Source organism: Bacillus sp. HMF5848 (assembly GCF_003944835.1).
Taxonomy (GTDB): Bacteria; Bacillota; Bacilli; order Bacillales; family HMF5848; genus HMF5848.
On the sequence record NZ_RWIV01000001.1, the window covers coordinates 2,151,534 to 2,178,525 of the forward strand.

The window sequence follows — 26,992 nt, forward strand, 5'->3', positions numbered from 1 at the left end:
TACTATGTCAAAAATTGAGATTTATAAGGTATTGCATACCCTTAATAATTGTTCTTAACAATTTAAAGAGCATGAGCTTTGTCTCATCCTTAAGCTTGCAAATACTCATTTGAACCGTTCAGGTCCTACACCATTTACTTAAAAATATAGCCTAAATATAATATGGATTTTAATGGTCTTAATGGAAAGAAAAAATAACAGGCTAATACTTGATGGCATGATACAATGCCCTTGAGGTGAATTCATTGATTCGTAACTTAATAGTTTTTATGAGTATTTTGGTTGTTTTACCTATTCTAGCAAGCTTTGATGAAATTATATCGGAGCAAAATTATTATGCCATTTTCAGGTCACCAGAAGGTATTGTGTTCGCTAGCTATGTAGAGCAATGGGACGAGTCAATGCTTAAAGAACTCTACTCTATATTGAAGAAAAATAAGCACGGCGAGGAAATCTTACTTCTGCAAGAAGTAACTGTAAAAGGCGAAAACAATCAAGCTTATGGTGTTTATAACGCCCTCAAGAGCACCATCACATTATTTAATGGGCATAAAATTACAAACCCTTTACAGTATCGTGATACTCTTGCCCATGAATACGGTCATCATTTTGCATATTATTATTTTAAAAATCATCATCTCCCTAATTCAGAATACGTGAAATTAAGAGGCTTAAAAAATACGGCAGTCCGTTTTGATGCGTTTTGGAATTATAAAAACAGAAATCATATGTGGTACGTTCAGGAAATTATGGCAGATGACTATGTCTTACTCTATGGGGCAACAGAAAGCTTGAATCTAGAGGATGTGTATAATAATGAGGCGTTTTACATTAAATCTAGCCATGAAAATAAATATATTGCGAATGTTCTAGAGAATGAAAAATTACATCAATATTTTGAAGATCGTACAGGTCTTACAGTTGAATCAAGTCGTACTACCAAGATACCAGTACTAAAGCATATATCTCAAGATGGACTTATATTCTCGATAACTTCTAAACCGCATTCTGTAGCTTACAAAATAATTCTACAAGATAGGGCTGGTCAAACTGTCAATGAACTTTTACAAGTAGTTCAAAATCAAGATACACTAAAGTTTTTTGAGTATACAGACGATAACGTATCTCAATATTTCTTTGAAGTAGTGGACTTACAAACGTCAATCGGATTTCAAACAATCCCTCAAGTGATAAAGCGTTAATCTCTATGTAATGTAAACTGTCAAACAAGACACCGCTTCCTATTCTTATGGAGCGGTGTTTATTTCAGTTGAAAATCTCTTGCCTGTTTTTAAAATATTGAGAGGTTAGCACTTAGTTCATTATAGTTTTCTTTTTATACACACATAAGTATTTTGATTGCAGCTATCAATGACTTTATTGTAGCTCAAATACGTTGTTTTTAATCTAGTTTACATAATTATATTATTTATTATTTAAATGCTATGAGTTTACTTGTATTATGACAATTGTAAAAAATATACCATATATCAAAGTCTCTGTCATTTAGCACTTTATATGAGTTGAAATAACAATTTTAGGGAATATTTATAGGTGAAAAATTTATTTGAGGTGATGGTATGAAACATGTTATTATCCATGCGTTTTTTGCAGTATTGTTAATAGGTTGTGCAGCTCAGGAACAATTTGATAACGATAGTCACATTACTTATACAAAAAACGGAAAAACATCTGGAGAACAATTTGTTGAATCTAATATTAGTCAAAAATCAAAGCGATATAGAGGAGAAAAATTGCAAGTGGGAGATCTAAATCCAAACACGAATTCATTAGCACAGGTATTGCCGACAAAGGCAACGAACGAGGCTACATCAGATTCATTGGTACAACAAGCTATACAGCTAACGAACCAGTATAGAGCAGAACATGGATTACAACCGTTACAAAATGATTTGCAAGTAATTAACGTTGCACAACAAAAAGCTGAAGATATGCAAGCTAACGGCTATTTTTCTCATACGAGCCCTACCTTTGGTACGCCTTTTGAAATGCTACAAGCCTTTGATGTCTCTTTTAGATCAGGGGGAGAAAATATTGCAAAAGGGCAACGAACTGCTGAGCAAGTTGTGAATGATTGGATGAACAGCCCTTCTCATCGTGCTAATATTCTTAATGAAACTTTCACTAACATTGGAATTGGTCATACGCCTGAAGAAGATTACTGGGTACAACTTTTTATCAAAAAGTAAAAAGTACCAACTTAAATAGGCTTTACTTTACATTATTAGCATGATACTCTATATCACAAGCAGCACTTCTTCCGACATTCGCTTGTTGCGGGACACTTAACCACTGTACGGACGGAAGAAGGCTGCTTTTCCTATGTCTTCTAAGATTCCTTACCCTCATTTCTCTTATTCCAAACACGATATCTAATAAAGGTTACCAGTGAACATGTTATTAATATCAATAATATTATAAACATATTCCGAAACGTTGTGGTCTTCGATAAACCTTCTTGTATAGTCAATAATAATCCTGTTAATGTGACACCTAATGCACCACCAAAAAACTGTAAAAGTTGAAGCATACCCATCCCCGCTCCTATCATTGAAGAAGGCAGTAATCTTGTTGCTTCATTGCTTATGCTAGATGTTAGTGCTGAGAAGCCAAGACTCATAAACATGTAACTTAGCATAATAAAATAAGGCGATAGACTAGCTAATAAAGCAAACACTAACAATGAAGTTGTTATAGATGCATGGCCAAAAACTATGAGTGGTTCATTCCCCCATTTATCTATAAGCCGTCCAACTAATTGTGCTGCCAAAGCAGATAAGATGGCCCCGGGGAAAATTATCAGACCTATATAAGCTGGCTCTTTCTGAAAAACAGTCGCTAACATTAAGGGCATAATAAACAATGTCGAAAAATGAATTATAAATACAAAATGTGCCATTAGAGCAATCTTTCGGTATTGAGATGAACGTAATAACGCAGGTTGTAAAAAAGGACTTTGCGTTTTGTGAATATGCCTCCATAATACTACAAGGGACGTAACTGCCACGAAACATAACCACAACCAAAATGTACTTAATAACAAAAGTAATGAAGTCACTGAAATACCAACAAGTAAAGCTCCCCTGTAATCAAATGTAATAGGCTTTTGTGGTTCTATAGGTAACCACTTTAAGAAAAATGGTAAAAGAAATAATACAATTCCTGTTACTACGAACAAATAGTTCCAACCAAGAAACTGTGTAATACTCCCACCAACTACAGGTCCAAGTCCAAAACCTAATGAAGCTGCAGATGATATAAATGACATAGCCTTACCACGACGTAATAATGGGATGTATTTTCCTGCTAATACCATAGCTAATCCTGGCACAGCACCCGCACCAGCAGCCTGTAATAATCTAGAAACAAGTAATAAAATGAACGAATTTGATATATATCCTAAAACAGAAGCTAAGCCTAACAGTCCGAGACCAGATAGAAGTAATTTAGATATCGGTACAAAATCAGACAAACGACTATACGTCAACGTAGCGATTGCAAATATAATAGAATATCCAGATACAATCCATGCTGCAGATGACGATGACAGTACTAATTGGTCTATTACAGAAGGAAGCGCCACGTTAAACATTGTCGTATTCATTACAACTAACCATACAGCTAAGCTCCAAAGGAGAATTATTTTATTTTCATGCTCTAATGTTTGAGAAGGTATCTCTATATGTTTATCGGCCGTGACACTAGTCATCGTGTCCCCTCCCACTATTTATTCATATAATTAATATATTTCGCAACTCTAATATATAACACTAGAGTAGTAAATGAGATGATATATGCTCAAAAAAAGAAAAAAGCATACCCAGAATAAAATGGTATGCTTTGAATTATATATGTTAGTGCATGCCGCCCCATTCCCCTTGATTTTTAGAGGCTTTTTCTTTTTTTGCTTTTGCTTTTTTCTGTCGATTTGCGTCAGCACTTCCAAATTCATGAGAAAACTCAGAATCTGTTTGACTTGAGTCAAATCCCTTTTTGTTTTTTTGTTGTGGATCATTCTTCTTCGTTCGCTTTGCCATTTATAATAGCATTCCTTTCTAATTAAGAAATTTCACATCAGTTTAAGTTTGTTTCAAGATGTAAAATTTTATCCTAGAAAAAACTACATAATATCATGACAGAGTTGACTAGCGAGCTTACTCGATTGAACTCGTACTGCGACATATGGTGGCTGAAGTCTGCTTGATGTTTCGAACGGGACACCAAGCCATACAATTTCCTCATCGATGATAACGCACGGGAAAGATATTGCTGTAATCGTTGTAACAGCTATTTGTGTTGTTGTAACAACTTGCAACACATTCTTCCATTCAGTGCTTAACTTCTCTTTTTGTGGTAATGAAACTAATATGGATTTCGTTGCTTTATTTATATCTTCAAACACTTTATTAACTTTTTTTGCATGCATCCATTGTACGTATGGGTGTTGAGATTTCACCCAACTCCCAATATGTCCGGGCCTGATGACAAGTTGATTGTCGAGTTGATATTCTATAAGCTTTCGAAGTATCTGGAACTTTGAAACGTGTTGCTTCATGAAGGCTACATCAGTTACATGTATGAATTTACCTTTTGTTCTTGTTATAGCGACATTTAACAGGCGCTCACTATTCTTCCCTGTCAACAGCATACCAGCACGTGTTTGAGGATAACTATCCACAGTATCAAAAATCATAACATCTCGTTCACTACCTTGAAAACGATGGACGGTAGCTGTGACGATATCTGCTTCCTGGCATTCTTTCACTAACAAATCCTCAAAAAGCTTCTCCATGTACATAGCTTGTGCGCGATATGGTGTGACATAGCCGATTGATCGAGCTCCCGCTATATACGATTCATAAATAAGTTGAAACGAGAGCATAAGTTGCCACGGATTTAACCGTGAATGGGATTCCTTTTCCTTGATACAATATTCCCCTGACCAATCTGTAGAAAGAATAATGGAAGCATGACTTGTGAACGGTGCTTTTGCTGCGATAGAATTTCGAGTGTTAAGAACACTTTGATGATCTGACACTAGGCTTTGATATATATATTTGTTCGTAAAAGCTGATATATCCGGATGCATCCGACGTTGCTCTTTCAGTAAAAATAAATGTGGATGCCATGTGCCTTCGTTTACAAGCTTTACAACACCAGCTTTGTGGAATATATCTTCTTTTAACCAGCTTACAACAGATTGGTGATTGGAAGCGGCAATAGGTGGCAATTGCTTAAAATCTCCGCATACGATTGTTCGTTTGGCCAACGAGGTCGCGAACGCTATCTGTGGTATATACGCCATACTTGCTTCATCTACAATTACTAAGTCGAATTCTTTTTCAAAGAGAGTTGTATCCCCAGCTGTTTTTGCCAATGTAGTGCCAATGATGGAAGCATCTTTGATAAATTGTATCTCTTTTTGTCGTATTTTTTCCAAAACTGCTGTAAGTTCTTTTTCTATTTTTAACAGACGTTCTGCATCTCTTTTACTAAATGAAGAAGATAAATCACGTTTCAATCCTGACTTTTCATTTTGCAGCTTTGCTTTTTTTTCTGCTAAATTTGGATGGTGCTTGTCTATAAGTTTTGTCGTATGTATTGCTTCAGAGCTATTCTGACTTTGTGAGCCATAGCGAATTATGTCACCTTCTTTAAATCGCCCTTTTTTTTCAACGAAATGCCATATTTCAGTCATAAGAACATCAACCGCCTGGTTACTGTGAGCTAATACAAGTACTTGTTTTCCTTTAAAATATTTATTTGCAGCAACTCTTGCGAGAGTATACGTTTTTCCCGTCCCAGGTGGACCCCAAACGAATGTAATGGGGTTGTATTTAGATCGTAAAATTAATTCATGAACGTTCGATTTAATACCACTAGTGGGGTGTTTGGCTGGCATAGAAGGGTCCATTAAATTCTTAATTCTCTGTCGCTTCTTTTTACTTTTTCGAATATCAGTAAGTCTATCTGATAATTGTTCTAAAAGCTCCCACGGATCATGTTGAATCAATGCCTTATTTACTAAATGACCAATACTTTTTTCTAAACTAACTGCAATACTCTTTTCTTCAACAGATAACACACGTCCGCCCACTTTAACACCATCGTAATCTAGCTTTACAATAGAGCCACTAGGTATACGAATAGCATACGGACATTCGAAATAATATACGAAATCATCATTCGTTGACAAAAGGTGCCCATTGAACACCTTAAACGTAGTACTGCCGTACTTCTTCAAATGATTTATTTCATATTGTAACGCCTCTTGCCATTCCTTAATACTCACAAATCTCTACCTCTTTTAAAATAAATTACGACTTTTTTTATACGTTTGATTATAGAAAGTACTTCAAAACGCATTTTGTTTGAATTGCCACTTGTTTTATCTATTTATCTTTCCTAATATTTAATTCTGTCAAAATTAAAATTTATATTGCCTCTTTTTTCTGACAACCATATAGTCTTCATATATTGTAATTAAGAAAAAATGAAAAGGCTAGTGAATAAAACATATATGAATTTTAAAGCATAAGTTGTCTGAAAAGCAAAAAACACACGACTTATGAACTACACATCCAAAAGTTAAATGATGTGGGCTGTTCGCTTACCGTGTGTTTTTATATTTAGAAGTTTAAATGTGATACCTCTGGTTCCGGATAAGTGACGCCAAATGTATCAACTGTCATCTGCTTAATTCTCTGATCTTCTAATGGCTTGTCCCTTCCATCACGTTCAACAGAGACAATTTCATCCACTGTTTCCATTCCAGATGTAACTTCTCCAAAGGCTGCGTATTCACCATCTAATTGAGGCGTATCAGCGACCATAATAAAAAATTGTGACCCAGCCGAATCAGGTACTTGAGTACGAGCCATGGAAACAACTCCACGAGTGTGGGAAAGATTATTTTCAAAACCGTTATTAGTAAATTCCCCTTTTATAGTATAATCTGGGCCTCCCATTCCCGTCCCTTGAGGATCTCCGCCTTGAATCATGAAGCCTGGGATAACTCGGTGGAAGATGACTCCATCATAAAATCCTTTATTAATAAGTGATATGAAGTTATTTACAGTATTTGGTGCAATATCTGGATAAAGCTCCATTACAATTTGTTTGCCATTTTCCATCGTAATAGTTACGACTGGATTTGCTCCATTCGTCGTATTGGGATTGGTTTCTGAATGCTTCGGCTCTGACTCCGTAACATTTGGAATGTCAGAGTCTTGTCCACATCCGGCAAGTATGATGAAAAAAGTAAAAACTAGTACCAACTTTTTTAGCACTGTATAGCCACCTTTCTTATGTATATATACCATAAAATACAGTGTGTAATAATCTTAGTCAATACATTTACAAGAAATCTGACTACTTCCTTTTGAAAACGTAATAGAACTTTTTATGCTATAATAAATAAATTGCGTTTGATTTTGGACTTGAAATATGTGTAAAATCTAATAATGATAAAATTTTATCAACTCGCAAAATAAAAATAATAAGGAGCGGGTGATTTATGATCGAGGTAAAAACATCGCCATTAAGTAATGGTGAATTTAATAGAGGTGTTTTTGCAACACAGAATATACAAAAAGGAGAGCTTATCCATTCAGCACCAGTGATTTCTTATCCAAATGAAGAACACAAGTATATTGAAAAAACATTACTTGCAGATTATGCATTTGAATATGGCATTAATCATACAGCTATTCTTCTTGGCTATGGCATGCTTTTTAACCATTCATATACTCCAAATGCTATATATGAAATTGACTTTGATACCCACACTTTTAATTTCTTTGCTTACAAGGATATAAAAAGTGGAGAAGAAATATTAATTAATTACAATGGTGAAGTCGATGATTTAGAGCCACTTTGGTTTAATAAAGAGGACGATAGTAAATTAGAAAAAGAATAATCACAATTACAATCAAAATCACCTGCTGTTGCAGGTGATTTTTAAGGTTGGTAGCTTTTGTATTTATTCGGCATCGTTTGCATATGCTGTTACAGTTCGTGAATTACCATCTGGACCTTTTATCGTCCAAGAAGTAGACTCCCCTTTAAAGGTAGTCTCAAACACTTCGCGTTGCCTTCCTGGTAAAAAGCCTTCTTGCTTTGCGACTTCTCCTTTTAAAATTGTACCTTCTAAAGTACTCACACTTACAGATACTGTTACATTATTTGTATTGTAATAACCCCAAACGGCAGTATACGTACCGTTATTATTCTTAATGACAGAATCAACATACGGAACTACTGAAGTGTAATTTTTTGCCTGAGAACTATATGCAGTTGCATACCTATATACACCATCTGGTCCTTGTAAACGCCATGTAAGTTCTGAATTAAAGAACCTTGTTGTAAATGCTTCTTTAACTTCTCCAGACGTAAAATTATTTTTCATTGGTTTTGCGTTATTTAGCACGTATCCTCCTGAGAAGGTACTAGTTGTTGCAGATACAGTTCCGAGATTATTGTTATCATACCCCCAATACACTTGCACACTCCCGTTGTCATGTTTATAGACTGCTGTCACTTCAGGAATAAGTGAACGGTAGTCACGAGCATCATTCGCTTTTGCCGTCGCTGTTCTTAACACTCCATCCGGGCCTTTTACTTTCCATCTTACATATGTGCCAGTAAAAGTTGTTTTAAACGCCTCAACCTGCATGCCAGATAAGAAATACTCTTTTATAGGCTCGTCGGTTTCGATTACGTTTCCTTCTAATTTACTTTCTAATGCGTTTACTGTAACAGTATTGTTATTGTCGAAACCCCAATAAGCCGTGTAAGTTCCATCTTGATTGTCATATACTGCTGTGACAGTTGGTACGAGTGATTGATAACTTTCTGCATTATTTGTGTAAGCGGTAGCATATCTTGTATCCCCATCCGGACCAGTTAATGCCCAAGTAATTGAATTACCAATAAATATTGTTTGAAAAGCATTATTGTTTCTACCTTCTTGGAAGTTATCCTTCATTGCATTTAATTCATTAAAATAATAACCACTTATTTTACTAGTCTTTGCATCTACAACAATATCGTTTTCATTGTTATATCCCCAATAAGCTGTAAAAGTGCCATCAGTGTTTTTAAATACTTTGTTTACGAAGGGAGTCAGTGGTTCATTCAAAGTAAATGTAGTTGTGTCACGATCATCATCTCCCTCATCCCCTTCATCGTCTCCGTCTTCATCTTCATCTTCATCTTCATTATCATCATCTTTTTCTACGTTAACCCAATAATTAATCGTACCTTTTTTACCGGTCATTTTTATAGGTTCATAAGTTTCCTCATCTTCATCTTCATCTTCTACTCTAAAAAAAACATCAAGTGAGCCATCAAAATTCTTTGGTTTGCCAGCTTTGTATAACTCATCATTTTGCCTTTTCATCGTGATAGTTTTATCATCATCATAAACGAGAGTTACTGTAGACTCCTCATCCAATGTTCCTCCTGTAATATGTAGATGAATTTGTGTGCCAGCTGAGGCTAGGTTGTAAGGATAGACAAAACCAATTATCAGCATGAACACAAGAGCTACTGACACCCCTCTTTTTTGTACATTAAAGCTTTTCGACATACATACTCACACCTTTCCGTTTATTCACTTATATGGTTCGATTTTACAAATTTGTTTATGGGGGCCAATAAAAAATTTTATGTAGAAAATTTCCCCTTTGTTGAATAGGATAGCAAAAAGACTTTTAGGAGAGTTGATTATGCTTCATACTGTAAAAAGTGGTGAGACGTTATTTAAGATTTCAGAGGATTATCGAGTGTCGCTTCAATCCATCATCAATGCTAATCCAGGTATTAACCCTAATCTCATATACGTTGGTCAAAAATTAAATATTCCAGGGTATCCTGATCCAAAGACGATTCCATACCAAATTAAAATTGATTTATCTGATCGTAAATTAACATTGACTAGAAACGGTGCAGTTCAAAAAACATATCCAATAGGTGTAGGGAAAATTGTCAGTCAAACGCCCACAGGTAACTATATTATTATTAACAAAGCACCTAATCCTGGTGGCCCTTTTGGGACAATGTGGATGAGTTTATCAAAAAAGGGATACGGTATTCATGGTACGAATAATCCATCGTCGATAGGCAAGTATGTATCAAAGGGCTGTGTAAGAATGTATAATAAGGATGTTGAAGAGCTTGCAAATATAGTCCCTATAGGTACAGCCGTTTTTATTCGCCCGTAATATTATCGCTACAATTAATTATTTAGTTCCTTTAAATAATTAGTCGTAGTTGAAGTAGTCAAAGTTGCACTAGAATCAATGATATATAATAGAAAGTATTTATATTAACTGGGTGAAGTATGTACTTAACTGAAAAAGCGGCTAGATGAGTATGACTTTCAATTCTTCACATGAAATTAGACGCTTACTAAATTGGATAGTAATATTCTTTTCGGAGGAGATTAATTTGAGATCAATACAAGATATTGAGGATTTTATTAAACAAAATCATATTGCTTTTTTATACGTATCGAGGCCAAATTGCAGTGTATGTCATGCATTATGGCCTCAAGTAGACACAATGTTACAAATTAATTTTCCACTAATAAAAGTAAAACATATAAATGCTGATAATATACACGGAATTGCAGGTTACCTATCTATCTTTACCGTACCAGTTTTACTTTTATATATTGATGGGAAGGAATTATTGCGTGAAGCAAGATTTGTACATATGGACGAATTTCAACGAAAGTTGCAAAAAATATATGAATTAAATGTATGAGAAAAATATATAGCAATTGCTAGCAAAGTGCTAGCGGTTGCTATGAATTAGATATCACTTAGCTAGTATGTACTATTTTAATTCGAGCATCCTTTTTTAAAATAGATTTATTAACATCAATGACATTAGGATATTTGAGTCCCATGCCTGTATTGAGGCACACAACTTGTTCTCCCTTTTTTATCCAGTTTTCCTCACGCAATCTCTTTGCTGCAGCAAAAGTAGCTGCACCTTCCGGGCAAACAAAGCAACCCTCTTGTTCAGCAATCTCATGTAATGTTGATTTTATATCTGTTTCACTTACTGCAATTGCACAACCCTCTGTCTCATATAACGCCTGTAAAACTAAAAAGTCGCCAATCGCTTTCGGAACATTTATACCAAATGCGATTGTTTCTGATTGCTGCCAAAACACGGATTCTTGCGATTGGTTATTCCAAGCTTGTACTATCGGTGCACACCCTTCAGATTGAACAGCAACTAGGCGAGGCATTTTTGAGTTTTCGATCCAACCGAGAGTCATTAGTTCCTGGATAGCTTTATAAATGCCGATAATACCGACCCCACCACCGGTTGGATACAAGATAACGTCTGGAACATTCCAATTAAGCTGCTCAATAAGCTCTAGACCCATTGTCTTTTTACCTTCAATTCTATATGGTTCTTTTAAAGTTGAAGCGTCGTATAGCTTATAATCCTGAACAAGATTCGCAACTATTTTACCAGCATCGCTAATAAGCCCATCTACTAAAAACAGGTGTGCTCCAGCTGCAGAAACTTCTCTGCGTGTAATCTCGGGCGCATCCAAAGGCATAACAATGTATGAGGCCATATTTGCTCGAGCAGCGTACAATGCCCATGCAGCGCCAGCATTCCCATTAGTAGGCATGGTCAGAGCTTGAATGCCAAGCTCTTTTGCTTTAGAAACACCTACAGCTGCGCCTCGCGCTTTAAATGAACCTGTTGGGATCAGTCCCTCATCTTTCATTAGTAAAGAAGATATGTGATATGTAGAAGCAAGTCTTTCCATTGGAACAAGTGGTGTTAATCCTTCCCCGAGTGTAACTATATTCGAACTATCTCGAACTGGTAATAAAAAATGATATCTCCAAAGAGACATATAGTTCTTATTTAAGTCTTGCCTTTTTACGCATCTTTTCATGGTGTCTAAATCATACTGAACTAACAAGGGAGAACCACAACAACATAGGTGATTTTCTACCATATCTGTGTATGTAGCGCCACATTTTGGACATCTTAATTGCGAGATATAACTAAACGACATCATCTCAGCTCCTTAAAATACGTATAGTGTAATTGTATTAAATAAAATTCAAATTTTGAACATTCAATCAAAATATTAGTAAAAAGTAGTTGTTTTCGATACACTAAGTAACATATAGGAGAAATTACTATTTCAATTATATCAACACATAATTAGGAGGATTTACTTTGGCAAATACTGAATCGTCTTTATCGAAGGAATTAATTGATGTTCTTCAAGGAGAAAAGATTGTAGCGCTTATAACATTAGATGAAAAAACACGTGAACCTCATTTAAGTGCAGTCTCGTGGTTAAAGGCTCATTCAGATGGGAAAACAATTAAATTTGCACTTGGTCATAAGGGAACAAGTGTTACGAATATCCAAGCAAACCCTGAGGTTACGTTTGGTGTTATAGGTGCTGGAGGCTACTATTCAATTAAAGGAAAAGCAACGATTTCTGATGTTATTGAAAAGTCGATGAAATATCGTGTTGCAACTGTAAACATTGAGGAAGTTGAAAATGTCATCTTTTACGGTGGTAAAATTACCGTTGAGCCTGAGTATGAGAAAACATACGGGGAAGAACTTGCTAAAAAATTAGACCAGGAAGTTTATGACTTACTTAGCGACTAGAAGCATAGGAGATTCTCTCCTATGCTTCTTCTAGTTTTAAAGTTTTACTTAGTGCTTTTAAACACAAAGGTGTCATGACAGTAATTATACCTAATATTGAAAAAGCTACACCGTAACCAAATATATCTAGTAAAATCCCAAAAATAAACGGTGAAACAATGGTGAAGCTAAAGCCCATAACAGATTGAACACCAAGAGATATACCTAATACATCTTTGTCTGTAATTTCAGTAAGTAATGTATTATATACAGGTGAGTCAGCAATAATTGTATACCCATAAATAAGGGCCAGTAATACCATCATCCAAATTGGTAAAATAGTTAACCAGCCGATTATCAGTGAACAAGCTATACTTATTATAATGAAAAATTGTATTGTTTTAGTTCGTCCCCATGTATCTGAAAGTCTTCCTCCATTATATGAAGCAAAAGCACCAATCATAATGATACAGGATGCTGTTAAATTGCCAATTTGAACAGCATGTGTACTCTCCTTAAGAGTAAAGTAATGAACCATAAATGGTCCTATCCAAGCCCACATTGCATACAGTTCCCAGCAGTGTCCTGCATAACCTAAATTCACTAATAAATTCTTTTTTTTAATAACACGAGTTACATCCTTCAATGTAATTTTTTGTTGTTGTATTGTTATATCAGGAAGTTTAGACAACATCATCATAACAGCAGCGATTAAGCTAGCAATTGATGTTAATACAATAACAGCTCTCCAGCCGAATTGATTGATAATAAGACCGGAAACGAATAATGAAAATCCTGACCCTGCGACGAGTGAACCTACATACACACCAAATGCTCGGCCACGCTCTCGGACAGAAAATAATTCTGCAAGTAGCTTCATACCTGGAACATAAATCCCAGCTACTCCGATACCAGAAATCACTCGTAGAAAAAGAGCAGCAATAAAATTGTTGGCAAACAAACCGAAAAGTACTCCAGATATCCCCGCTATTAAAGCACCATAAATAAAAGAATATTTAGGATTGTAATTATCGCTAAGAAAGCTGTAAAAAAATACAGCCAAAACATATCCTACATGGAAAAAAGCAACTATTAACCCTGACTGTGTACCATTTAGGTGCCATTCGACTTGTACTATTGGCATGACTGCAGAGAAATTAAACCAAACCTGCATAACTAAAAATTGGGCAAATGCCATTGTCCATAGAATTCTATTACGATTCATATTTACTCCTTATACAAATATCAGTATTTGAGAATTGTATCATATATTTCTCGTTAATGAATAAATTATTTGACTTTATTGGTATTATAATGTAGCATAAAGTTACACTAATAAGATCGATGATACATATTTTGGATTTTTAGAAGGTCGTGGCTACAACAGTTGTGGACGATTACTTGGTCCAAAGTTGTAATCACGCCTTTTTTTGATGATAAAAATGGCTAATCGAAGTGTTAGTGTTTAATTTTTTATATTTTTAGGAGGAACACAATGAACACAGGTACTGTAAAATGGTTTAACGCAGAAAAAGGATTTGGCTTTATCGCAGTTGAAGGTGGAGATGACGTATTCGTACATTTCTCAGCTATCGAAGGTGACGGATTCAAAACTCTTGAAGAAGGCCAAACTGTAAATTTTGACATCGTAGAAGGCAACCGCGGACCTCAAGCTGCTAATGTTGTTAAAGCATAATAAATGATAAAAGGTGATACATTTTGTATCACCTTTTTTGTCGTGTAAAACTATTATTTTATTAACTTATTGTAAATTTCATTATAATGTTTGGCGCAATCAATATCTAATTTTGTGACTCCCTTTGCGCGCCATGATGTTAATTTAACATTTACTAATTTATAGTCAATTGAAATGAAAGGATGGTGCTGAATTGTTTCAGCGTGAGTTCCGATCTCATGTACAAACTGTAAAGCTACTAAATAATCTTTAAACCGGTATTTCCTTTGAATCCAATTTCCATCCTCAACTATATGCCAGTTTTCTATTGTGTGAATAACTTTTACAATCTCTTCGTCTCTTAGTGGTTCCATATATTTTTAATATGTCTCCTTTCACTTCTTACATAGCGACTTTTTCCTTGCAATGACAATTAGCGAACGTATAATTTTCGACTTGAAATCCTTTTTGACGTAAGATACGCGCACCCATATTTTTTTCTAAATCTGTGCCAGCAACAATATGAATGTTTTTTAGTGGAATATCTTTATAATGACGCTTTAAATACCCGACAGGTATGTTTATGGCATTTGGTATTGGGTCCTTTGCTGCTTCTTGAAAATCTCGAACATCTATATAAACGGCATTGTCTTTATTTGTAATTTCGCGGCAACGAAGTCCTTGTACAGGAAAGTAGCATTTATATATATGTCTAATAACAAATGTCATGATAATTACAGTTATATAAATCATTCTATATACACCTTCTTTAAGTTTAAAATCTTATACATATATAATATACCCTTGTAAGTATAATGTCAAAGTTGTATATGTTGTGATTACATATTTATTACATCCAAGTGTACAATAATTAAGACTAATTGTTATGTGGTGATGAAACGTGAAACATGATGTGAAAATGAAATGGTGGCAGCTGTCATTATTTGGTGTAGGCTGCATAATTGGTACTGGTTTTTTCTTAGGGACAAGTATTGCCATAAGGAAAACTGGACCTTCAATTATCATTATATTATTCCTTGCCGCAGTTGCCACTTATTTAGTATTTGATGGGTTAGCTCGAATGGTAGCACGGGAACCAAAAAAAGGAGCGTTTCGTTCTTATGCTCAACAAGCATTTGGCCACTGGGCCGGTTTTTGTAGTGGTTGGGTATATTGGTTTTCTGAGGTTTTAATAATGGGGAGTCAAATGACTGCATTGTCTATATTTACGAAGTTCTGGTTTCCTTCAGTACCATTGTGGATTTTTGCGTGCATATATGCTTGTCTAGGGCTTGTCATATTATTAATCGGCGTTGCCTGGCTAAACAAGTTGGAAAATCTCTTTGCCATAATCAAAGTATCAGCCATTGTCATGTTTATTATCATTGCTCTTCTAGGCGTATTTAATGTTATTGATAGTTCAAAACCAATAAAACTCACAGAGTCATTTAATCAGTTCTTTGCAGCTGGAATAAGTGGTTTTTTATCCTCAATGATTTTTGGCTTTTATGCTTTTGGAGGCGTCGAAGTAATGGGCTTACTAGCTATAAAACTAGAGAAACCTAAGGATGCACCGAAATCAGGGAAGATTATGCTACTAATTTTAACGTTCATTTATATATTATCTATCGGTCTTGCAGTTCTTATGATTAATTTTAAATCGTTTGAGACAGATCAAAGTCCATTTGTGACTGCTTTAGAACCTTTTCAATTGAACTTTGTGCCTCACATATTTAATGGTGCATTAATCATTGCTGGTTTTTCAACAATGGTTGCTTCTATATACGCAGTAACAACAATACTTATCACACTGGCTGAAGAGGGCGATGCACCTAAACGATTTGCTAAAGCTGGAAAATTAGCTGTCCCAATACCTGCTTTCCTAATTACAGTATTTAGTTTAACTGCTTCCATCGTATTTTCATTGCTCATGCCAGATAAAGTGTATGAATATATAACAACCGCAGCTGGTCTTATGCTCATTTATAATTGGATCTTTATTTTATTATCTGCGAGGCGTCTCCTGTCCGTGGGAAGGTTAGTAAAGTTCAGTTACTTGTTTGGGATTATGCTTATATTTGTCACAGTTATTGGCACACTATTTAGCGAATCAAGTCGACCTGGTTTTTTTATTAGCATAGGTTTTATTGTTATTATACTGGTTGTGATGTTATTTGTACGCCCACGTTGGAAACAAAATGACAATATAAAAAGATCTTTATTTGAGAAATTTCAGCCAACTAAATCATAGGAGGTGTGACATTTGAATGAAATAAATAGAGATTTTATGAAATTAGTACTTCAAGCTGAAAATGCCGTTATTGAAGCGCAAGCCCAGAACTCCCCTGCTGCGTATCAATATGTACAACAGTGTATTTTTGCTGCACAAGCCGCTATTGAAGAAGCCAGTTTACAAAATTCTAGTTCAGCAGAACTTACTCATGCAAAGGAATGGTTAAGACACATTCAGGAAACGAAGAATACGTTACAATAATCCTACTATTAGGTAGGATATAATAACTAGTTTACATAACGTTATTATCGTAACTTAGTATTGCGTGATTCCTTTTGTTTTATCATAACTTGATATGATTTATCAATAATATCTGCTAACACATCACCTTTATAAACTCTTCCGAATGGAGTCGTTTCTTCATAATATGAAACAATTGTTTCTAATTTTTCGACAACCTCTTTAGGTACCCTTACATTGAGCTGAACCCTATCATTAGACATAAGTGCTTCCCCCTATAGTTAACACAATACTATTTAGAAAAAAGCAACAGATTAGTTGCTTTATTCAACATATATATTAGTTCTTTTTTTATTGAAAATCTCCTGCATTTGGATTCAAATTAAGATTATTCTTGAAACGACTTTACTACACTAATAATTTCATACGCAGGGACTGCTAATCCAACCTTTTTAGTTTTGTTATCTAATGTTCTTGTTCCTGTTGCGTACACAATTGCTATCACATTTCCATTTTCATCAATTACAGGACTTCCACTATTTCCTTTATATACAGGTGCATCTATAGCCATAACAGGTATGGATAAATTACTACTACCTACTTCTCCGAGAATTTCACCTTCATTAGCAATGTAAGAAAAACGTAGTGGGTTGCCTATGAAATAAACATGGTCACCAATACCCCATGATTTATCTCGTGCCAGTGTTATATACGGTAATTCTGTTACATCCTGATTTTTATCAATGGAAAGTATAGCTAAGTCCTTACTTGGAACAGTTATTTCCACAGATGCTTGATATAGTGGACCATTTGAAAAGTCAATATAAGCTATTGGATTGTCTTCAACGATATGCGCATTGGTAATTATTAATCCTTCTGGAGTTATATTAAATCCTGTTCCCTTGCGATTGTCTGATTTAATTGTCACAATCGCTTTCTTATATTCTTGAACTTCTTGTATTTGTGATAATTCGTATGAAGTACGTAGAAATTGTATAGCCGGAAGACTAAAGATTTGGCCTAATGAGCCAATAATTTGTAACACTAAAAAAATTGATATAACAGATAAAATTAACTTCGCTCTAGGTGTTAAGTCACGTTTATTTGATTGTTTTGTTCTTGGTGATAATAATTCTTCTTTTATTTGCTCATCATCATCATATAAATCAGACTCGAATTTTTTAATATCTTCAATATGCTTGTCCACTTCATTTTGTTCTTCTGTCATACCCAATCCTCACTAAAAATGTAATATGTGTCTTATATAAACTATTATAACAAAAAAACCATTTTCACGTAGAAAATGGCTTTAAAATATATGTTATGCCCTTTGAAGTAAGCTTTTAGAAGTAGTGTACTCAATGACAAAGCGAATATCATTTTCTGATAATACTTTGTCATGGTTTTTATTTACTTTGCCGCATGATGGAATTTCATACGAGAAATCACAAATCTCTTGCTGAACAATTTGCATTTTTTGAAGAGTTGAAAGCAACATCTCCATAACATCGTCTGTATCTATTTTGTTTAAGGTTTCATTACAGACAAAGCTTTCTACACAAGCCTCTACAATATCATTATCGTACTCTTCATAGTTAAAGTTTGTCGTCACATTTAATAATTGTTCAATTTCTTCTCTTTCTAAATTAATTACTGTTGTACATTCCATCCCTTTTCACCTCAATAAAGAATTTTATTCGTACTGAGATTAGAGTAAGTACTAGTTTTCTTGTAAGCTTTTTTCAGCACAATTTAATTATAACTGATATTACCAGTTTACCTGCATCTAAATTGTTACAGATTTCATAACTATATTCATAATGTTAAAAAGGGAAAAATAATGGAATGCAAATAATCATTACAACAGATAATATGAGTTGCAAAGGAATACCAACTTTGACAAAGTCCTTGAACTGGTATCCCCCTGCTGTCATTACAAGTGCGTTAGGTGGCGTTGCTACAGGTGTAGCAAATGCCATACTTGCGGCAATAGAAATCGAAATTAACAACGGGTATGGACTTACGCCTAGACTCGCTGCCGTTGTAATGGCAACAGGTGCAAAAATAACAGCAGTTGCTGTATTACTTATAAATTGGCTCAAGATCATCGTAACTACATAAAACCCTGCCATAATAGCATAGGTACCGTATTCACCTAAAGATGAGACCATAACATCAGAAATAAGCTTAACGCCACCGGTTTTTTCCAATGCAGTTGACATGGGTAGCATCGCTGCAATAAGAATAACAGACTCCCAATTAATTTTCCGATAAGCATCGTTCATATTGCGTAAGCATCCAGTTGCAATCATTAAGAATGCTGCAATAAGTACTGCCACAACAGATGGTACTATGTTAAACATCATTAAGATAATCATTAATATCATATTTGCTGCCGCTATGGGAGCACGTCCTTTAGCATATGCTTTTCCAGCTTCTTCTTCAATTTGTCCTATCATCATGACATCATTGGAATCTTTACTTAACAATTCAATATCTTCCCATGGACCATGAACAAGTAAAGCATCACCAAATCTTAATTTTGTTCTTGCCAAATGATTTTTAATATAATAGCCTTTTCGGTTTATAGCGAGCACGTTGAGCTTATACTTTTCTCGAAATTTAAGCTCTTCTAATGTATGATTTATAAATTTCGAATGTGGACTAATAAGAATCTCTGTCATACCTAAGTCTCTTGACTGTAACGAATCAGCTTCATCTGAAGATGTTAAAACTTCAGCATTATTGGCTTGACAAAAGGATTCAACGTCAGATTTTTTTCCTAATAATAACAGTATGTCATCTGCTTCAATTTTACTTTCAGACGTTGCTTCTTCGTGTGGTCCGTTCGCGAATAGCAGCAGCGGTTCTCTAAGCTTATGTTGAATTTCTATAATAGTGACATTGTACTTCTCACTAACTTTAATTTCCCTAAGAGTATGCTCTATGAGCTCGGAGCCATTTTTTACTTTTACCTTAAAAAGCTCATTGTGTAATTTATAAAAGATAGCAAGCTGCTTAGGCGAGATAACATCCTCATTATTAATATTGGCAGCTTTTTGAGAAGGTAATAGTTTTCTACCTATCGTTGCCATGTAAATCAATCCGGTTATTAAAGCGATAAGGCCGATTCCAGTAAAATCAAAGAATGATAATTTTTCAAATCCATAATCTTTAAGAGTCTGACTAATAACTAGGTTCGGTGGTGTCCCAATTAATGTAAGTACGCCACCTAAACTACTGGCGTACGCTAATGGTATTAAAAACTTAGATGGTGATACCTTCATGTCTAAAGCTAGGCTAATAACAACTGGCAACAAAACGGCAACGGTTCCTGTATTACTCATAATACCGCTAAAGCCCGCTGTTACTAACATTACAATGATTAGGAGTTTTAATTCACTTCTTCCTGCCAGTTTCAATAGTTGCTTCCCAATTAACTTAGCTAAGCCTGTTCGAAATATACCCGCACCTACTACAAAAAGTCCCGCAATCATAATTACTACACTATTAGAGAAGCCTGCCAGCGCTTCTTCTGCAGTGACAACACCAGCTAATAGCAAGGCTAGCATTGAACCAATTGCTACAATATCTGTACGAAACTTGCCATTAATAAAAAAAACTGTTGTAATTGCTAAGATGACAAACGTGATGACCAAATCTGGATTCACAAACCTTCACCTTCTTAGACTGAGTTTAGTTACAACTACTATTATAGTACTGTATACCAGGAATTGCCTGTAAATTTTGTGAACATTTGAGCAAATATGAAAGCGCTTTAACAGAATAATAAAAACCATCAGAAGATGGTTTCTTACTATAATTTTTCTTCAATTTTAGTTTTCACAAGTGTTGCTAGTTGTTCATAGTTTAAGTGGTGATATTCGGTGTATGGAATACATTCTCCCACTGTAACAGAAACTTCTGCGGGCTTCATAATCCAACCGTTTGCTTCCATAATTTTATAGGTTCCATTAATCGTAATTGGTACAATGGGTACTTCTGCTTTGACAGCTAAGCGAAAGGAGCCTGTTTTAAATTCCCCCATCTTGTTTCCTTTACTTCTTGTACCTTCCGGAAAAATTACCATGGAGTGTCCTGTCTTCAGTTTTTCAACCCCATCTTGTAATGCTTTTACTGATTGTCGTCTGTTATTTCTATCAATAAAAATACATTGCATAACTTCCATCCAATCGCGTACTATGGGAAGTTTTTTAACTTCTATTTTAGAAATAAACCCCTTTGGTTTATCAATATGACCAATCAACACAGGAATATCAAAATTCCCTTGGTGATTAGCCACAAATAATACAGGGCCATCAACTGGAATATTTTGTTCGTTATGGACTGTAACTTTAGACCCTGTTATTTTTATAAGTGATCTAGCCCATTCTCTTGGTAAACTATGTATCAATCTATCTGTCTTATTAATGTTATGACCTTCTGATGAGTGAAGTGCTTTAGCTTTTTTTAACCCAATTGTAGAATAAAGCAAAAACCCCCAAAAATATATAAACCAAAATATCGTACGAACCATAATTGAACTCCTCTCAGGTGTATGTCTAATTGAATAATAACATACTAAATATATATTTTTAATATAATTGTTAATAAAAATATAGGAACAAAAACATTAAATTAAAATAATATCTCTAAAAAGAAAGCGATTGCTTGATAGCTTAGTCTCACCTAACGAAATATTGATAGGTTTACGAAATATAGGACCATTAAAGACAAATGAATGGAACTCCCCGTTTTCACCACACGGGTCGACACCTTTAGGAAGAAACTTAGCAAAAGCTGTATTTATAGTCTTACCAGCATACTTCTCACTCAGTACTTCTGTGTCAACGCAAGTAATCACAGCTTCAAATGACAACGCTATAAATTCTTCTAACAATTGAACTGTATTTTCACCCCATAAAGGGAAAACGGCGTGAAGCCCATGAGGACGGATTAATTCCTCTCTGTATATTTTAATGTCCTCTAAGAATATATCACCAAACATAACATGTGTAACCCCTTCATTAACGAGTTCTTTTAAGGCTTTATTCATTTTGAATTTATAGTGCTCATTGGTACAGTTTATTGGAATGTATACTTTTTTTAGAGGTATACCGAGGGAGTCAGATTGACTATGCAAGAGCTCTTCACAAAATCCATGTATGCTTACTCTTTGATAAGTTTCTGTAATTGTTGTGATAAGACAGTGAATATCCCATTGCTTTGTTTGTATTAGTCTATATAATGCTAAAGTAGAATCCTTACCACCACTAAAGGAAACGGCAATCTTCTTCATTAAAACCTCCTATATATTGAAGGACATAAAAATTAAATGATATGTAATATACAGTTCAAGTCTGATAAGATTTCTTATGGATATAATTCATTAACATAGTTTTTTTCATGTGCGAATCGCCTAAATCCTCACCTATACAACCTAATAACCTTCTTTTTTGGGCGTGGCATATTCAACATCTTCTTATCACTGAACTAGGCAAACAAAGTTAATTTTTCGAATTTTAAAATAATTATATTCGAATTAAATTCATTTAGGAAACAGTCGATTTTTCAAAAAAACAGTGAGAGCTTTTCCTCACTGTTTTAAAATGTAGGGAGTTCATCGAGATTATTTTCCTTTATTCCATCTGGCTTACTTCTGATTATTTCACGTCCATATTTTTGGAAAACATCTACATGTGCTAACTGCCCCATCTTGGCGGACTCGAGAGCTGAAAAGTAATCTAACTCTCTACCTGACTCAGTTTTAAAGGCTATAATATCTCCCTCATCATTTTTCCGGACAGCAACGATCTTTTCTTGATTTAATGACGGTTGCTGTTGTTCCTGTTCAGGTGTTGCTTGTTGTTTATATAAGTTGTACATTTCTTCAAAAGATTGATCCAAACTTTCCACCTCCGAACAAGTGTTAGTATATATGTTTGGAGGTGGTTTTATTCAGACATTTATGAGAGTTCAACTAACTCATATTCATCATCTTCAAGCATTAATATACAAGTATTTTTATTCTTATCACTTATTAATACAGCATCGAAAGCACCAAATTTATGGAGCTTATTTTGAGAAGCATTTACCATTGCCTCCACTGAGTCAAGAAGAATTTCTTCATCTGCAAAAACGGGCACTTCACTTGATTCTAACACCACTGCAAAGTGAGTATGTAGTATTTCTTTTGTAAAATCCTCATCTGATTTAAAAAGCTGTTTGATTTTATTTAGTGAGTCGTCTTTAACTTGATAAACTGTAATAGCTGACATCGTTAACACTCCTTACTTATTGATTACTATATCGTGATGCATATACATAATATACTAATCCATTAAAGAAAGAAAGCTTATCCTCTAAGTTGATCAAGCATTTGTTGAGCGTCATATCCAACATTAAAATCATAAATATCAGCTTGTTTACCATCAATAGCTGAAATAAATTCATCAAGTAAGTTTGTCTTCGGTTCTTCAAGTTCTCGAACTTCTTGCATTGCCTCACCTATTTTGGCAGCTTGTAAGTCGCGCCAATTAATAAGGGATAGCGTACCATCTGTGCCATATGCTGTATAAGCTATACGCTCTTCACCAGCTATATCACTAAGACCCGAAATAACAAATGGTACTTGTGTATCGTTTAAATGTAGTAATGCATAAATTCCGATTTCTGAACGTTTTGGATCCTCAGGTAATTCTAATTCTTTATGAATTAATGTTGCATTGCCAAATATCTTTAAAGTTTGTTGAATAAAGTGGACCCCAACTTCCAGTATGAATCCGCCTTGTTCACGACTTGCAACCCATTCATTTTGCTGCCATGGACGTGGCCATTGTGGAAATTGCATACACAATTCTAAGCGACGAAGCTTTCCAATCTCGCCATTCTTTATTTTGGTGAAAAATGTGTAAGCACCTGCACTATAATTTAGTGGAAAGTTCATAGCATGTACAATTCCTGCTTTGTTTGCTTTATCACGAATAAGCAACGCTTCTTCAATTGAATTTGCTAACGGTTTTTCACATAAAATATGGATCCCCTTTTCTATAGCAGCTATTACTATATCGAAATGGAATTTTGGTGGCACTGCTACATAAACAAAATCCACCGTTTCTTGAGAAAGTAAAAGCTCATAATTGTCATAAGCTTTACACTCAAAAATTGTACTGGCAATCATCTCAGCCTTACTTCTATTTGTATCACATACACCAATAATTTTAATTTGAGTAAGCTCTTTCATATTACTAATAAATCTTTCTCCAATAGCCCCTAAACCAATTACAGCAGCCTTTTTCATATATGCCCTCCATTCTATGTACTTTTTTAAAATATCAAAATTTTATGTATTGTGCAATCTTCAGTCTATTGTTCTTAACTTCGATAATTTATGTTTTAAAATAAAAAAGCTGAATCCTTGTTTACTAGGATTCAACTTATACAGCTTAAGCAATAGAGTAATGATTATTGTGATGCGCCCAACGATTAGGACCAATTTTTATCTCTTGCTGTCTTTCAATGTCTACAACAAGTTTAGCTCGATTTATTGTTACAATATCCTTTATCTTTTAATTCACTAGAAAATTAATTCCAAGCGTTCATCCCACCTTTAACGTTGGTGATATTTGTAAATCCTTGTTTTTTTAATATTTTACATGCATTTTTACTTCTCATACCACTTTGACAAATTACTACAATTTCACTTTCTTTCGATAAATCATTAATTTTAGAATTAATTTGATTAAGCGGCACATTTTTAAATTGTTTAATGTGGTTTGATTTATATTCACCTGGTGTTCGCACATCTATGAATTGCTTTGATTTATCGCTGACAATAGTTTTTAGTTGTGCTGTTGAAATGTCGGTTACGCCTTTTACAGGCATAAATTTCATTATAATAAACAGTATTAGTATTATTGGTATTATAAAGTTTACAAATTGGTCCAAGTTCTTTTCCTCCTGAGTGTATAATATATTAAATACCTATAAGGGTATATTAAATAAAATATTCAAGTCTGTCAAGAGTTATAATTAAGCTATGTATTTTGGGAAGTCAGTTGAAATAATAAAAAAAGCTAAAACCAGATCAGTGGTTTTAGCTTCAAGTGGTAAAGAACTAGTATTCAAAATTTAAGATTGAACTTTTTTATAATCGTTAAGTAATTCAATTAAATAATTAGCTTCCTCTTCTTTAAAATAGAAAATTACTTCTTCTTCTACTTCTTCATCCTCAATGGAAGTAATTGTTTTTCTGTAAAGAACTCCATCGCCTGTATCACGAACAAACCCTAATTTATAATGAATATTGTCTTGAGTATGTTTATCATTAGTATGTGATTCAACATGAATATACTTGTCGTTAGAAATCCATTCAATGCTTTCATCAGTTAGTTCATCTTCAAAATTTTCTTCAACTGTTAAATCATCAATGATGTCATCTTCAAAGTTCTCAATATCTTCCATATCCTCAATCTCATCTAGTACTTCATGAAAAGCAGTGTGTATGTAATCTAATATGTCTTGTACATCATGCATAAGTACTTTAACTTCATACTCTGATTCTTCATCGTAATATAAAGAATAAAATTCTTGATTGATTGGATCGAAATGTATGCTACAAAATAAAGCTGTTTCTTCATCATCAAAGACAATAAAGAACTGAAAAGAAGGATGCTTTGTTGATGTGATTGATTCAAAAATCACATCATAATCATCAAAGCTTTCACATATATCAGGCAGACTAGTTCTTACTAATGGTTCAACGCGATAATACCATTCTAAACTCATGTAAACAACCTCCTTGTGATATCTTTATTAAGTAGCTTTCCCACTTTGACACATTATAAAAGCTTTAAAAAGAAAACACACTGTGTTCATCTAAGCTTTTTAAAAAACCTAAAAGTAATTCAAGTGTGGCGTTTACATCATTTAAATCAATGACTTCATATGGTGCATGAGCATATCGAGATGGGATGGACAATACACCGGTAGGAATACCTTGGTTACTTAGAGCTAAGGCACCGCCATCTGTACCGATACCTGGAAATACCTCTAATTGATAAGAAAGAGATTTTTCTTCAGCAATTCTTTCTATGTACTCTTTTACAGATGGATGTGCAATTAAGCTGAAATCCATTACTTTAATCCCAACACCTCCCCCTAGTAAAAGAGAATTATCCATTGTCTCTTCATTTGTATCACTAACGGCAGTCGTATCAAGAGCAATTGCAACATCTGCATCTAAGCCTACAGCTGCTGCTGACGCCCCTCTCAAGCCTACCTCTTCTTGTACAGTAAATAAACAAATTAACTCCCCTGCAAAATCACTAGAGCACAGATTTTCTAATGCCTTTATAATAACGGCACATCCTACACGATTATCTAGTGATTTACCAACGACTTTTCCTGTTTTCTCATTACCTAAGTATGACAATGGCGTAGCATAAGTAATAGGCGAACCAATTTTTACGCCTAAACTTAACACCTCCTCTTTAGAGGAAGCTCCGATATCAATATATAATTGTTGGTGCTTACGTACCTTGGAAGAATCGTCAAATTTTACGTAGTGGGCAGACATAGTACCAATCACTCCCGACACAGTACCTTCTGCTGTTCGAACTAGTACTTTTTGGGAAAGTAAAATTCGATCATCGTGTCCACCAAGTTTTTCAAAACGAATGAATCCATTTGATTCTATCTTTTTTACAATAAAGCCTACCTCGTCCATATGAGCTGTAACAATAACTTTAGGACCTTTTTTTCCATTACCCTTTTTCTTAGCAATTACATTTCCGATACGATCAATGTATACTTCATCTACAATGTCTGCAATGTACTCTTTAATAAAATGCGAAACAGGTTGTTCATAACCGGATGGACCATGTAAAGCTGTTAGTTGTGTTAAAAGATTATACAATTTTGCCTCTCCCTAAAATATTTATTCGTTTGAGAAATATTCTTTATAATATCCACCAACGCGACCTGTGTTATCTATGATAAAAATAAATTCTTCCGTTTCATTCTTTACTTCATATTCTTTCCCTGCAGTTAGTGCTCGATTAACCATGTATTTATCTGCATCGGTATGAATGCAACGTACTTTTTTCAAAGTTGGACGTGTCATCCAATTATACTGAGCCATGTATATCCCCCTTTCCAATAATATAATGCTTGTAGAA

General features: G+C 34.5%; 31 protein-coding genes. 9 read left to right on the plus strand and 22 right to left on the minus strand.

Features of this window, described 5'->3' with window-relative positions; translation table 11 throughout:
• Positions 1-245: 245 nt before the first annotated feature.
• Together EJF36_RS10205 and EJF36_RS10210 are read left to right on the plus strand one after the other, a co-directional pair.
• The gene (locus EJF36_RS10205; protein WP_125906223.1) at positions 246-1,202 is read left to right on the plus strand and encodes a hypothetical protein; all 957 of its coding nucleotides are present in this window, start codon (positions 246-248) and stop codon (positions 1,200-1,202) included.
• A gap of 378 nt (positions 1,203-1,580) precedes the next feature.
• Positions 1,581-2,210: a CAP domain-containing protein gene (locus tag EJF36_RS10210; RefSeq protein WP_125906224.1), complete on the plus strand. Its 630-nt coding sequence runs from the start codon at positions 1,581-1,583 to the stop codon at positions 2,208-2,210.
• Positions 2,211-2,350: 140 nt separating this feature from the next.
• Here the strand turns inward: EJF36_RS10210 and EJF36_RS10215 are convergent, their stop codons facing one another.
• From EJF36_RS10215 to EJF36_RS10230, 4 genes are all read right to left on the minus strand, one after another.
• The gene (locus EJF36_RS10215) at positions 2,351-3,730 is read right to left on the minus strand and encodes an MFS transporter (RefSeq protein ID WP_125906225.1); all 1,380 of its coding nucleotides are present in this window, start codon (positions 3,728-3,730) and stop codon (positions 2,351-2,353) included.
• Positions 3,731-3,875: 145 nt separating this feature from the next.
• Positions 3,876-4,058 (minus strand): hypothetical protein, encoded by a 183-nt coding sequence (locus tag EJF36_RS10220; protein ID WP_125906226.1) that lies wholly within the window; start codon positions 4,056-4,058, stop codon positions 3,876-3,878.
• A gap of 83 nt (positions 4,059-4,141) precedes the next feature.
• Positions 4,142-6,313 carry an AAA domain-containing protein gene (locus EJF36_RS10225; RefSeq protein WP_125906227.1) on the minus strand — a complete coding sequence of 724 codons (2,172 nt, stop codon included), beginning with the start codon at positions 6,311-6,313 and terminating at the stop codon, positions 4,142-4,144.
• Positions 6,314-6,650: 337 nt separating this feature from the next.
• Positions 6,651-7,343, minus strand: a complete 693-nt coding sequence (locus tag EJF36_RS10230; protein WP_125906228.1) for a peptidylprolyl isomerase — start codon at positions 7,341-7,343, stop codon at positions 6,651-6,653.
• A gap of 194 nt (positions 7,344-7,537) precedes the next feature.
• On the opposite strand from EJF36_RS10230, the gene EJF36_RS10235 reads away from it, so the two are divergent.
• Positions 7,538-7,939, plus strand: coding sequence for an SET domain-containing protein (locus EJF36_RS10235; RefSeq protein WP_125906229.1), 402 nt, complete (start codon positions 7,538-7,540; stop codon positions 7,937-7,939).
• 63 nt (positions 7,940-8,002) lie between these two features.
• Here EJF36_RS10235 and EJF36_RS10240 read toward each other — a convergent pair whose 3' ends face one another.
• Entirely contained in the window at positions 8,003-9,610 is a 1,608-nt protein-coding gene (locus tag EJF36_RS10240; protein ID WP_125906230.1) for a hypothetical protein, read from the minus strand.
• 139 nt (positions 9,611-9,749) lie between these two features.
• Between EJF36_RS10240 and EJF36_RS10245 the strand changes: the two genes are divergently transcribed.
• Complete coding sequence (locus tag EJF36_RS10245) at positions 9,750-10,244, plus strand: L,D-transpeptidase family protein (protein ID WP_125906231.1); 495 nt, start codon at positions 9,750-9,752, stop codon at positions 10,242-10,244.
• A 226-nt stretch (positions 10,245-10,470) separates the two neighbouring features.
• Complete coding sequence (locus tag EJF36_RS10250; protein WP_395940582.1) at positions 10,471-10,788, plus strand: thioredoxin family protein; 318 nt, start codon at positions 10,471-10,473, stop codon at positions 10,786-10,788.
• Between the two features lie 58 nt (positions 10,789-10,846).
• On the opposite strand, the gene EJF36_RS10255 is transcribed toward EJF36_RS10250, so the two are convergent.
• Positions 10,847-12,073 carry a threonine synthase gene (locus tag EJF36_RS10255; protein WP_125908337.1) on the minus strand — a complete coding sequence of 409 codons (1,227 nt, stop codon included), beginning with the start codon at positions 12,071-12,073 and terminating at the stop codon, positions 10,847-10,849.
• Positions 12,074-12,240: 167 nt separating this feature from the next.
• On the opposite strand from EJF36_RS10255, the gene EJF36_RS10260 reads away from it, so the two are divergent.
• Entirely contained in the window at positions 12,241-12,687 is a 447-nt protein-coding gene (locus tag EJF36_RS10260; protein ID WP_125906232.1) for a pyridoxamine 5'-phosphate oxidase family protein, read from the plus strand.
• A 19-nt stretch (positions 12,688-12,706) separates the two neighbouring features.
• On the opposite strand, the gene EJF36_RS10265 is transcribed toward EJF36_RS10260, so the two are convergent.
• Positions 12,707-13,891: an MFS transporter gene (locus EJF36_RS10265; protein WP_125906233.1), complete on the minus strand. Its 1,185-nt coding sequence runs from the start codon at positions 13,889-13,891 to the stop codon at positions 12,707-12,709.
• A gap of 270 nt (positions 13,892-14,161) precedes the next feature.
• Here EJF36_RS10265 and cspD point away from each other — a divergent pair, with 270 nt between their 5' ends.
• Positions 14,162-14,362, plus strand: a complete 201-nt coding sequence (cspD, locus tag EJF36_RS10270; protein WP_125906234.1) for a cold-shock protein CspD — start codon at positions 14,162-14,164, stop codon at positions 14,360-14,362.
• Positions 14,363-14,415: 53 nt separating this feature from the next.
• Here cspD and EJF36_RS10275 read toward each other — a convergent pair whose 3' ends face one another.
• Positions 14,416-14,715, minus strand: coding sequence for a 4a-hydroxytetrahydrobiopterin dehydratase (locus tag EJF36_RS10275; RefSeq protein WP_125906235.1), 300 nt, complete (start codon positions 14,713-14,715; stop codon positions 14,416-14,418).
• A gap of 28 nt (positions 14,716-14,743) precedes the next feature.
• The gene (locus tag EJF36_RS10280; RefSeq protein WP_125906236.1) at positions 14,744-15,094 is read right to left on the minus strand and encodes a rhodanese-like domain-containing protein; all 351 of its coding nucleotides are present in this window, start codon (positions 15,092-15,094) and stop codon (positions 14,744-14,746) included.
• A 166-nt stretch (positions 15,095-15,260) separates the two neighbouring features.
• On the opposite strand from EJF36_RS10280, the gene EJF36_RS10285 reads away from it, so the two are divergent.
• Positions 15,261-16,592 carry an amino acid permease gene (locus EJF36_RS10285; RefSeq protein WP_125908338.1) on the plus strand — a complete coding sequence of 444 codons (1,332 nt, stop codon included), beginning with the start codon at positions 15,261-15,263 and terminating at the stop codon, positions 16,590-16,592.
• 12 nt (positions 16,593-16,604) lie between these two features.
• Positions 16,605-16,835: a hypothetical protein gene (locus tag EJF36_RS10290; RefSeq protein WP_125906237.1), complete on the plus strand. Its 231-nt coding sequence runs from the start codon at positions 16,605-16,607 to the stop codon at positions 16,833-16,835.
• Positions 16,836-16,879: 44 nt separating this feature from the next.
• Here the strand turns inward: EJF36_RS10290 and EJF36_RS10295 are convergent, their stop codons facing one another.
• The 13 genes from EJF36_RS10295 to EJF36_RS10355 all read right to left on the minus strand — a co-directional run bounded on the left by EJF36_RS10295 (position 16,880) and on the right by EJF36_RS10355 (position 26,955).
• Positions 16,880-17,077 carry a hypothetical protein gene (locus EJF36_RS10295; protein WP_125906238.1) on the minus strand — a complete coding sequence of 66 codons (198 nt, stop codon included), beginning with the start codon at positions 17,075-17,077 and terminating at the stop codon, positions 16,880-16,882.
• Positions 17,078-17,202: 125 nt separating this feature from the next.
• A complete protein-coding gene (locus EJF36_RS10300) occupies positions 17,203-18,042 on the minus strand; it encodes a S1 family peptidase (protein WP_125906239.1) in 840 nt (279 codons plus the stop codon).
• 93 nt (positions 18,043-18,135) lie between these two features.
• Positions 18,136-18,483: a hypothetical protein gene (locus tag EJF36_RS10305; RefSeq protein ID WP_125906240.1), complete on the minus strand. Its 348-nt coding sequence runs from the start codon at positions 18,481-18,483 to the stop codon at positions 18,136-18,138.
• A 154-nt stretch (positions 18,484-18,637) separates the two neighbouring features.
• Positions 18,638-20,485 carry an SLC13 family permease gene (locus tag EJF36_RS10310; RefSeq protein ID WP_125906241.1) on the minus strand — a complete coding sequence of 616 codons (1,848 nt, stop codon included), beginning with the start codon at positions 20,483-20,485 and terminating at the stop codon, positions 18,638-18,640.
• A 146-nt stretch (positions 20,486-20,631) separates the two neighbouring features.
• Entirely contained in the window at positions 20,632-21,351 is a 720-nt protein-coding gene (locus tag EJF36_RS10315) for a lysophospholipid acyltransferase family protein (RefSeq protein ID WP_125906242.1), read from the minus strand.
• A 96-nt stretch (positions 21,352-21,447) separates the two neighbouring features.
• On the minus strand, positions 21,448-22,113 hold the full coding sequence (locus tag EJF36_RS10320; RefSeq protein ID WP_125906243.1) for a Dph6-related ATP pyrophosphatase: 666 nt from the start codon (positions 22,111-22,113) through the stop codon (positions 21,448-21,450).
• A 305-nt stretch (positions 22,114-22,418) separates the two neighbouring features.
• Positions 22,419-22,721, minus strand: a complete 303-nt coding sequence (locus tag EJF36_RS10325; RefSeq protein WP_125906244.1) for a DUF3892 domain-containing protein — start codon at positions 22,719-22,721, stop codon at positions 22,419-22,421.
• Between the two features lie 59 nt (positions 22,722-22,780).
• Positions 22,781-23,092, minus strand: coding sequence for a hypothetical protein (locus EJF36_RS10330; RefSeq protein ID WP_125906245.1), 312 nt, complete (start codon positions 23,090-23,092; stop codon positions 22,781-22,783).
• 77 nt (positions 23,093-23,169) lie between these two features.
• Entirely contained in the window at positions 23,170-24,114 is a 945-nt protein-coding gene (locus EJF36_RS10335) for a Gfo/Idh/MocA family protein (protein ID WP_125906246.1), read from the minus strand.
• Between the two features lie 284 nt (positions 24,115-24,398).
• Positions 24,399-24,707 (minus strand): rhodanese-like domain-containing protein, encoded by a 309-nt coding sequence (locus tag EJF36_RS10340; RefSeq protein WP_125908339.1) that lies wholly within the window; start codon positions 24,705-24,707, stop codon positions 24,399-24,401.
• 237 nt (positions 24,708-24,944) lie between these two features.
• Positions 24,945-25,601 carry a hypothetical protein gene (locus tag EJF36_RS10345; RefSeq protein WP_125906247.1) on the minus strand — a complete coding sequence of 219 codons (657 nt, stop codon included), beginning with the start codon at positions 25,599-25,601 and terminating at the stop codon, positions 24,945-24,947.
• A gap of 64 nt (positions 25,602-25,665) precedes the next feature.
• Positions 25,666-26,730, minus strand: coding sequence for a M42 family metallopeptidase (locus tag EJF36_RS10350; RefSeq protein WP_125906248.1), 1,065 nt, complete (start codon positions 26,728-26,730; stop codon positions 25,666-25,668).
• A 21-nt stretch (positions 26,731-26,751) separates the two neighbouring features.
• Positions 26,752-26,955 (minus strand): DUF6501 family protein, encoded by a 204-nt coding sequence (locus EJF36_RS10355; RefSeq protein WP_125906249.1) that lies wholly within the window; start codon positions 26,953-26,955, stop codon positions 26,752-26,754.
• Positions 26,956-26,992 lie beyond the last annotated feature (37 nt).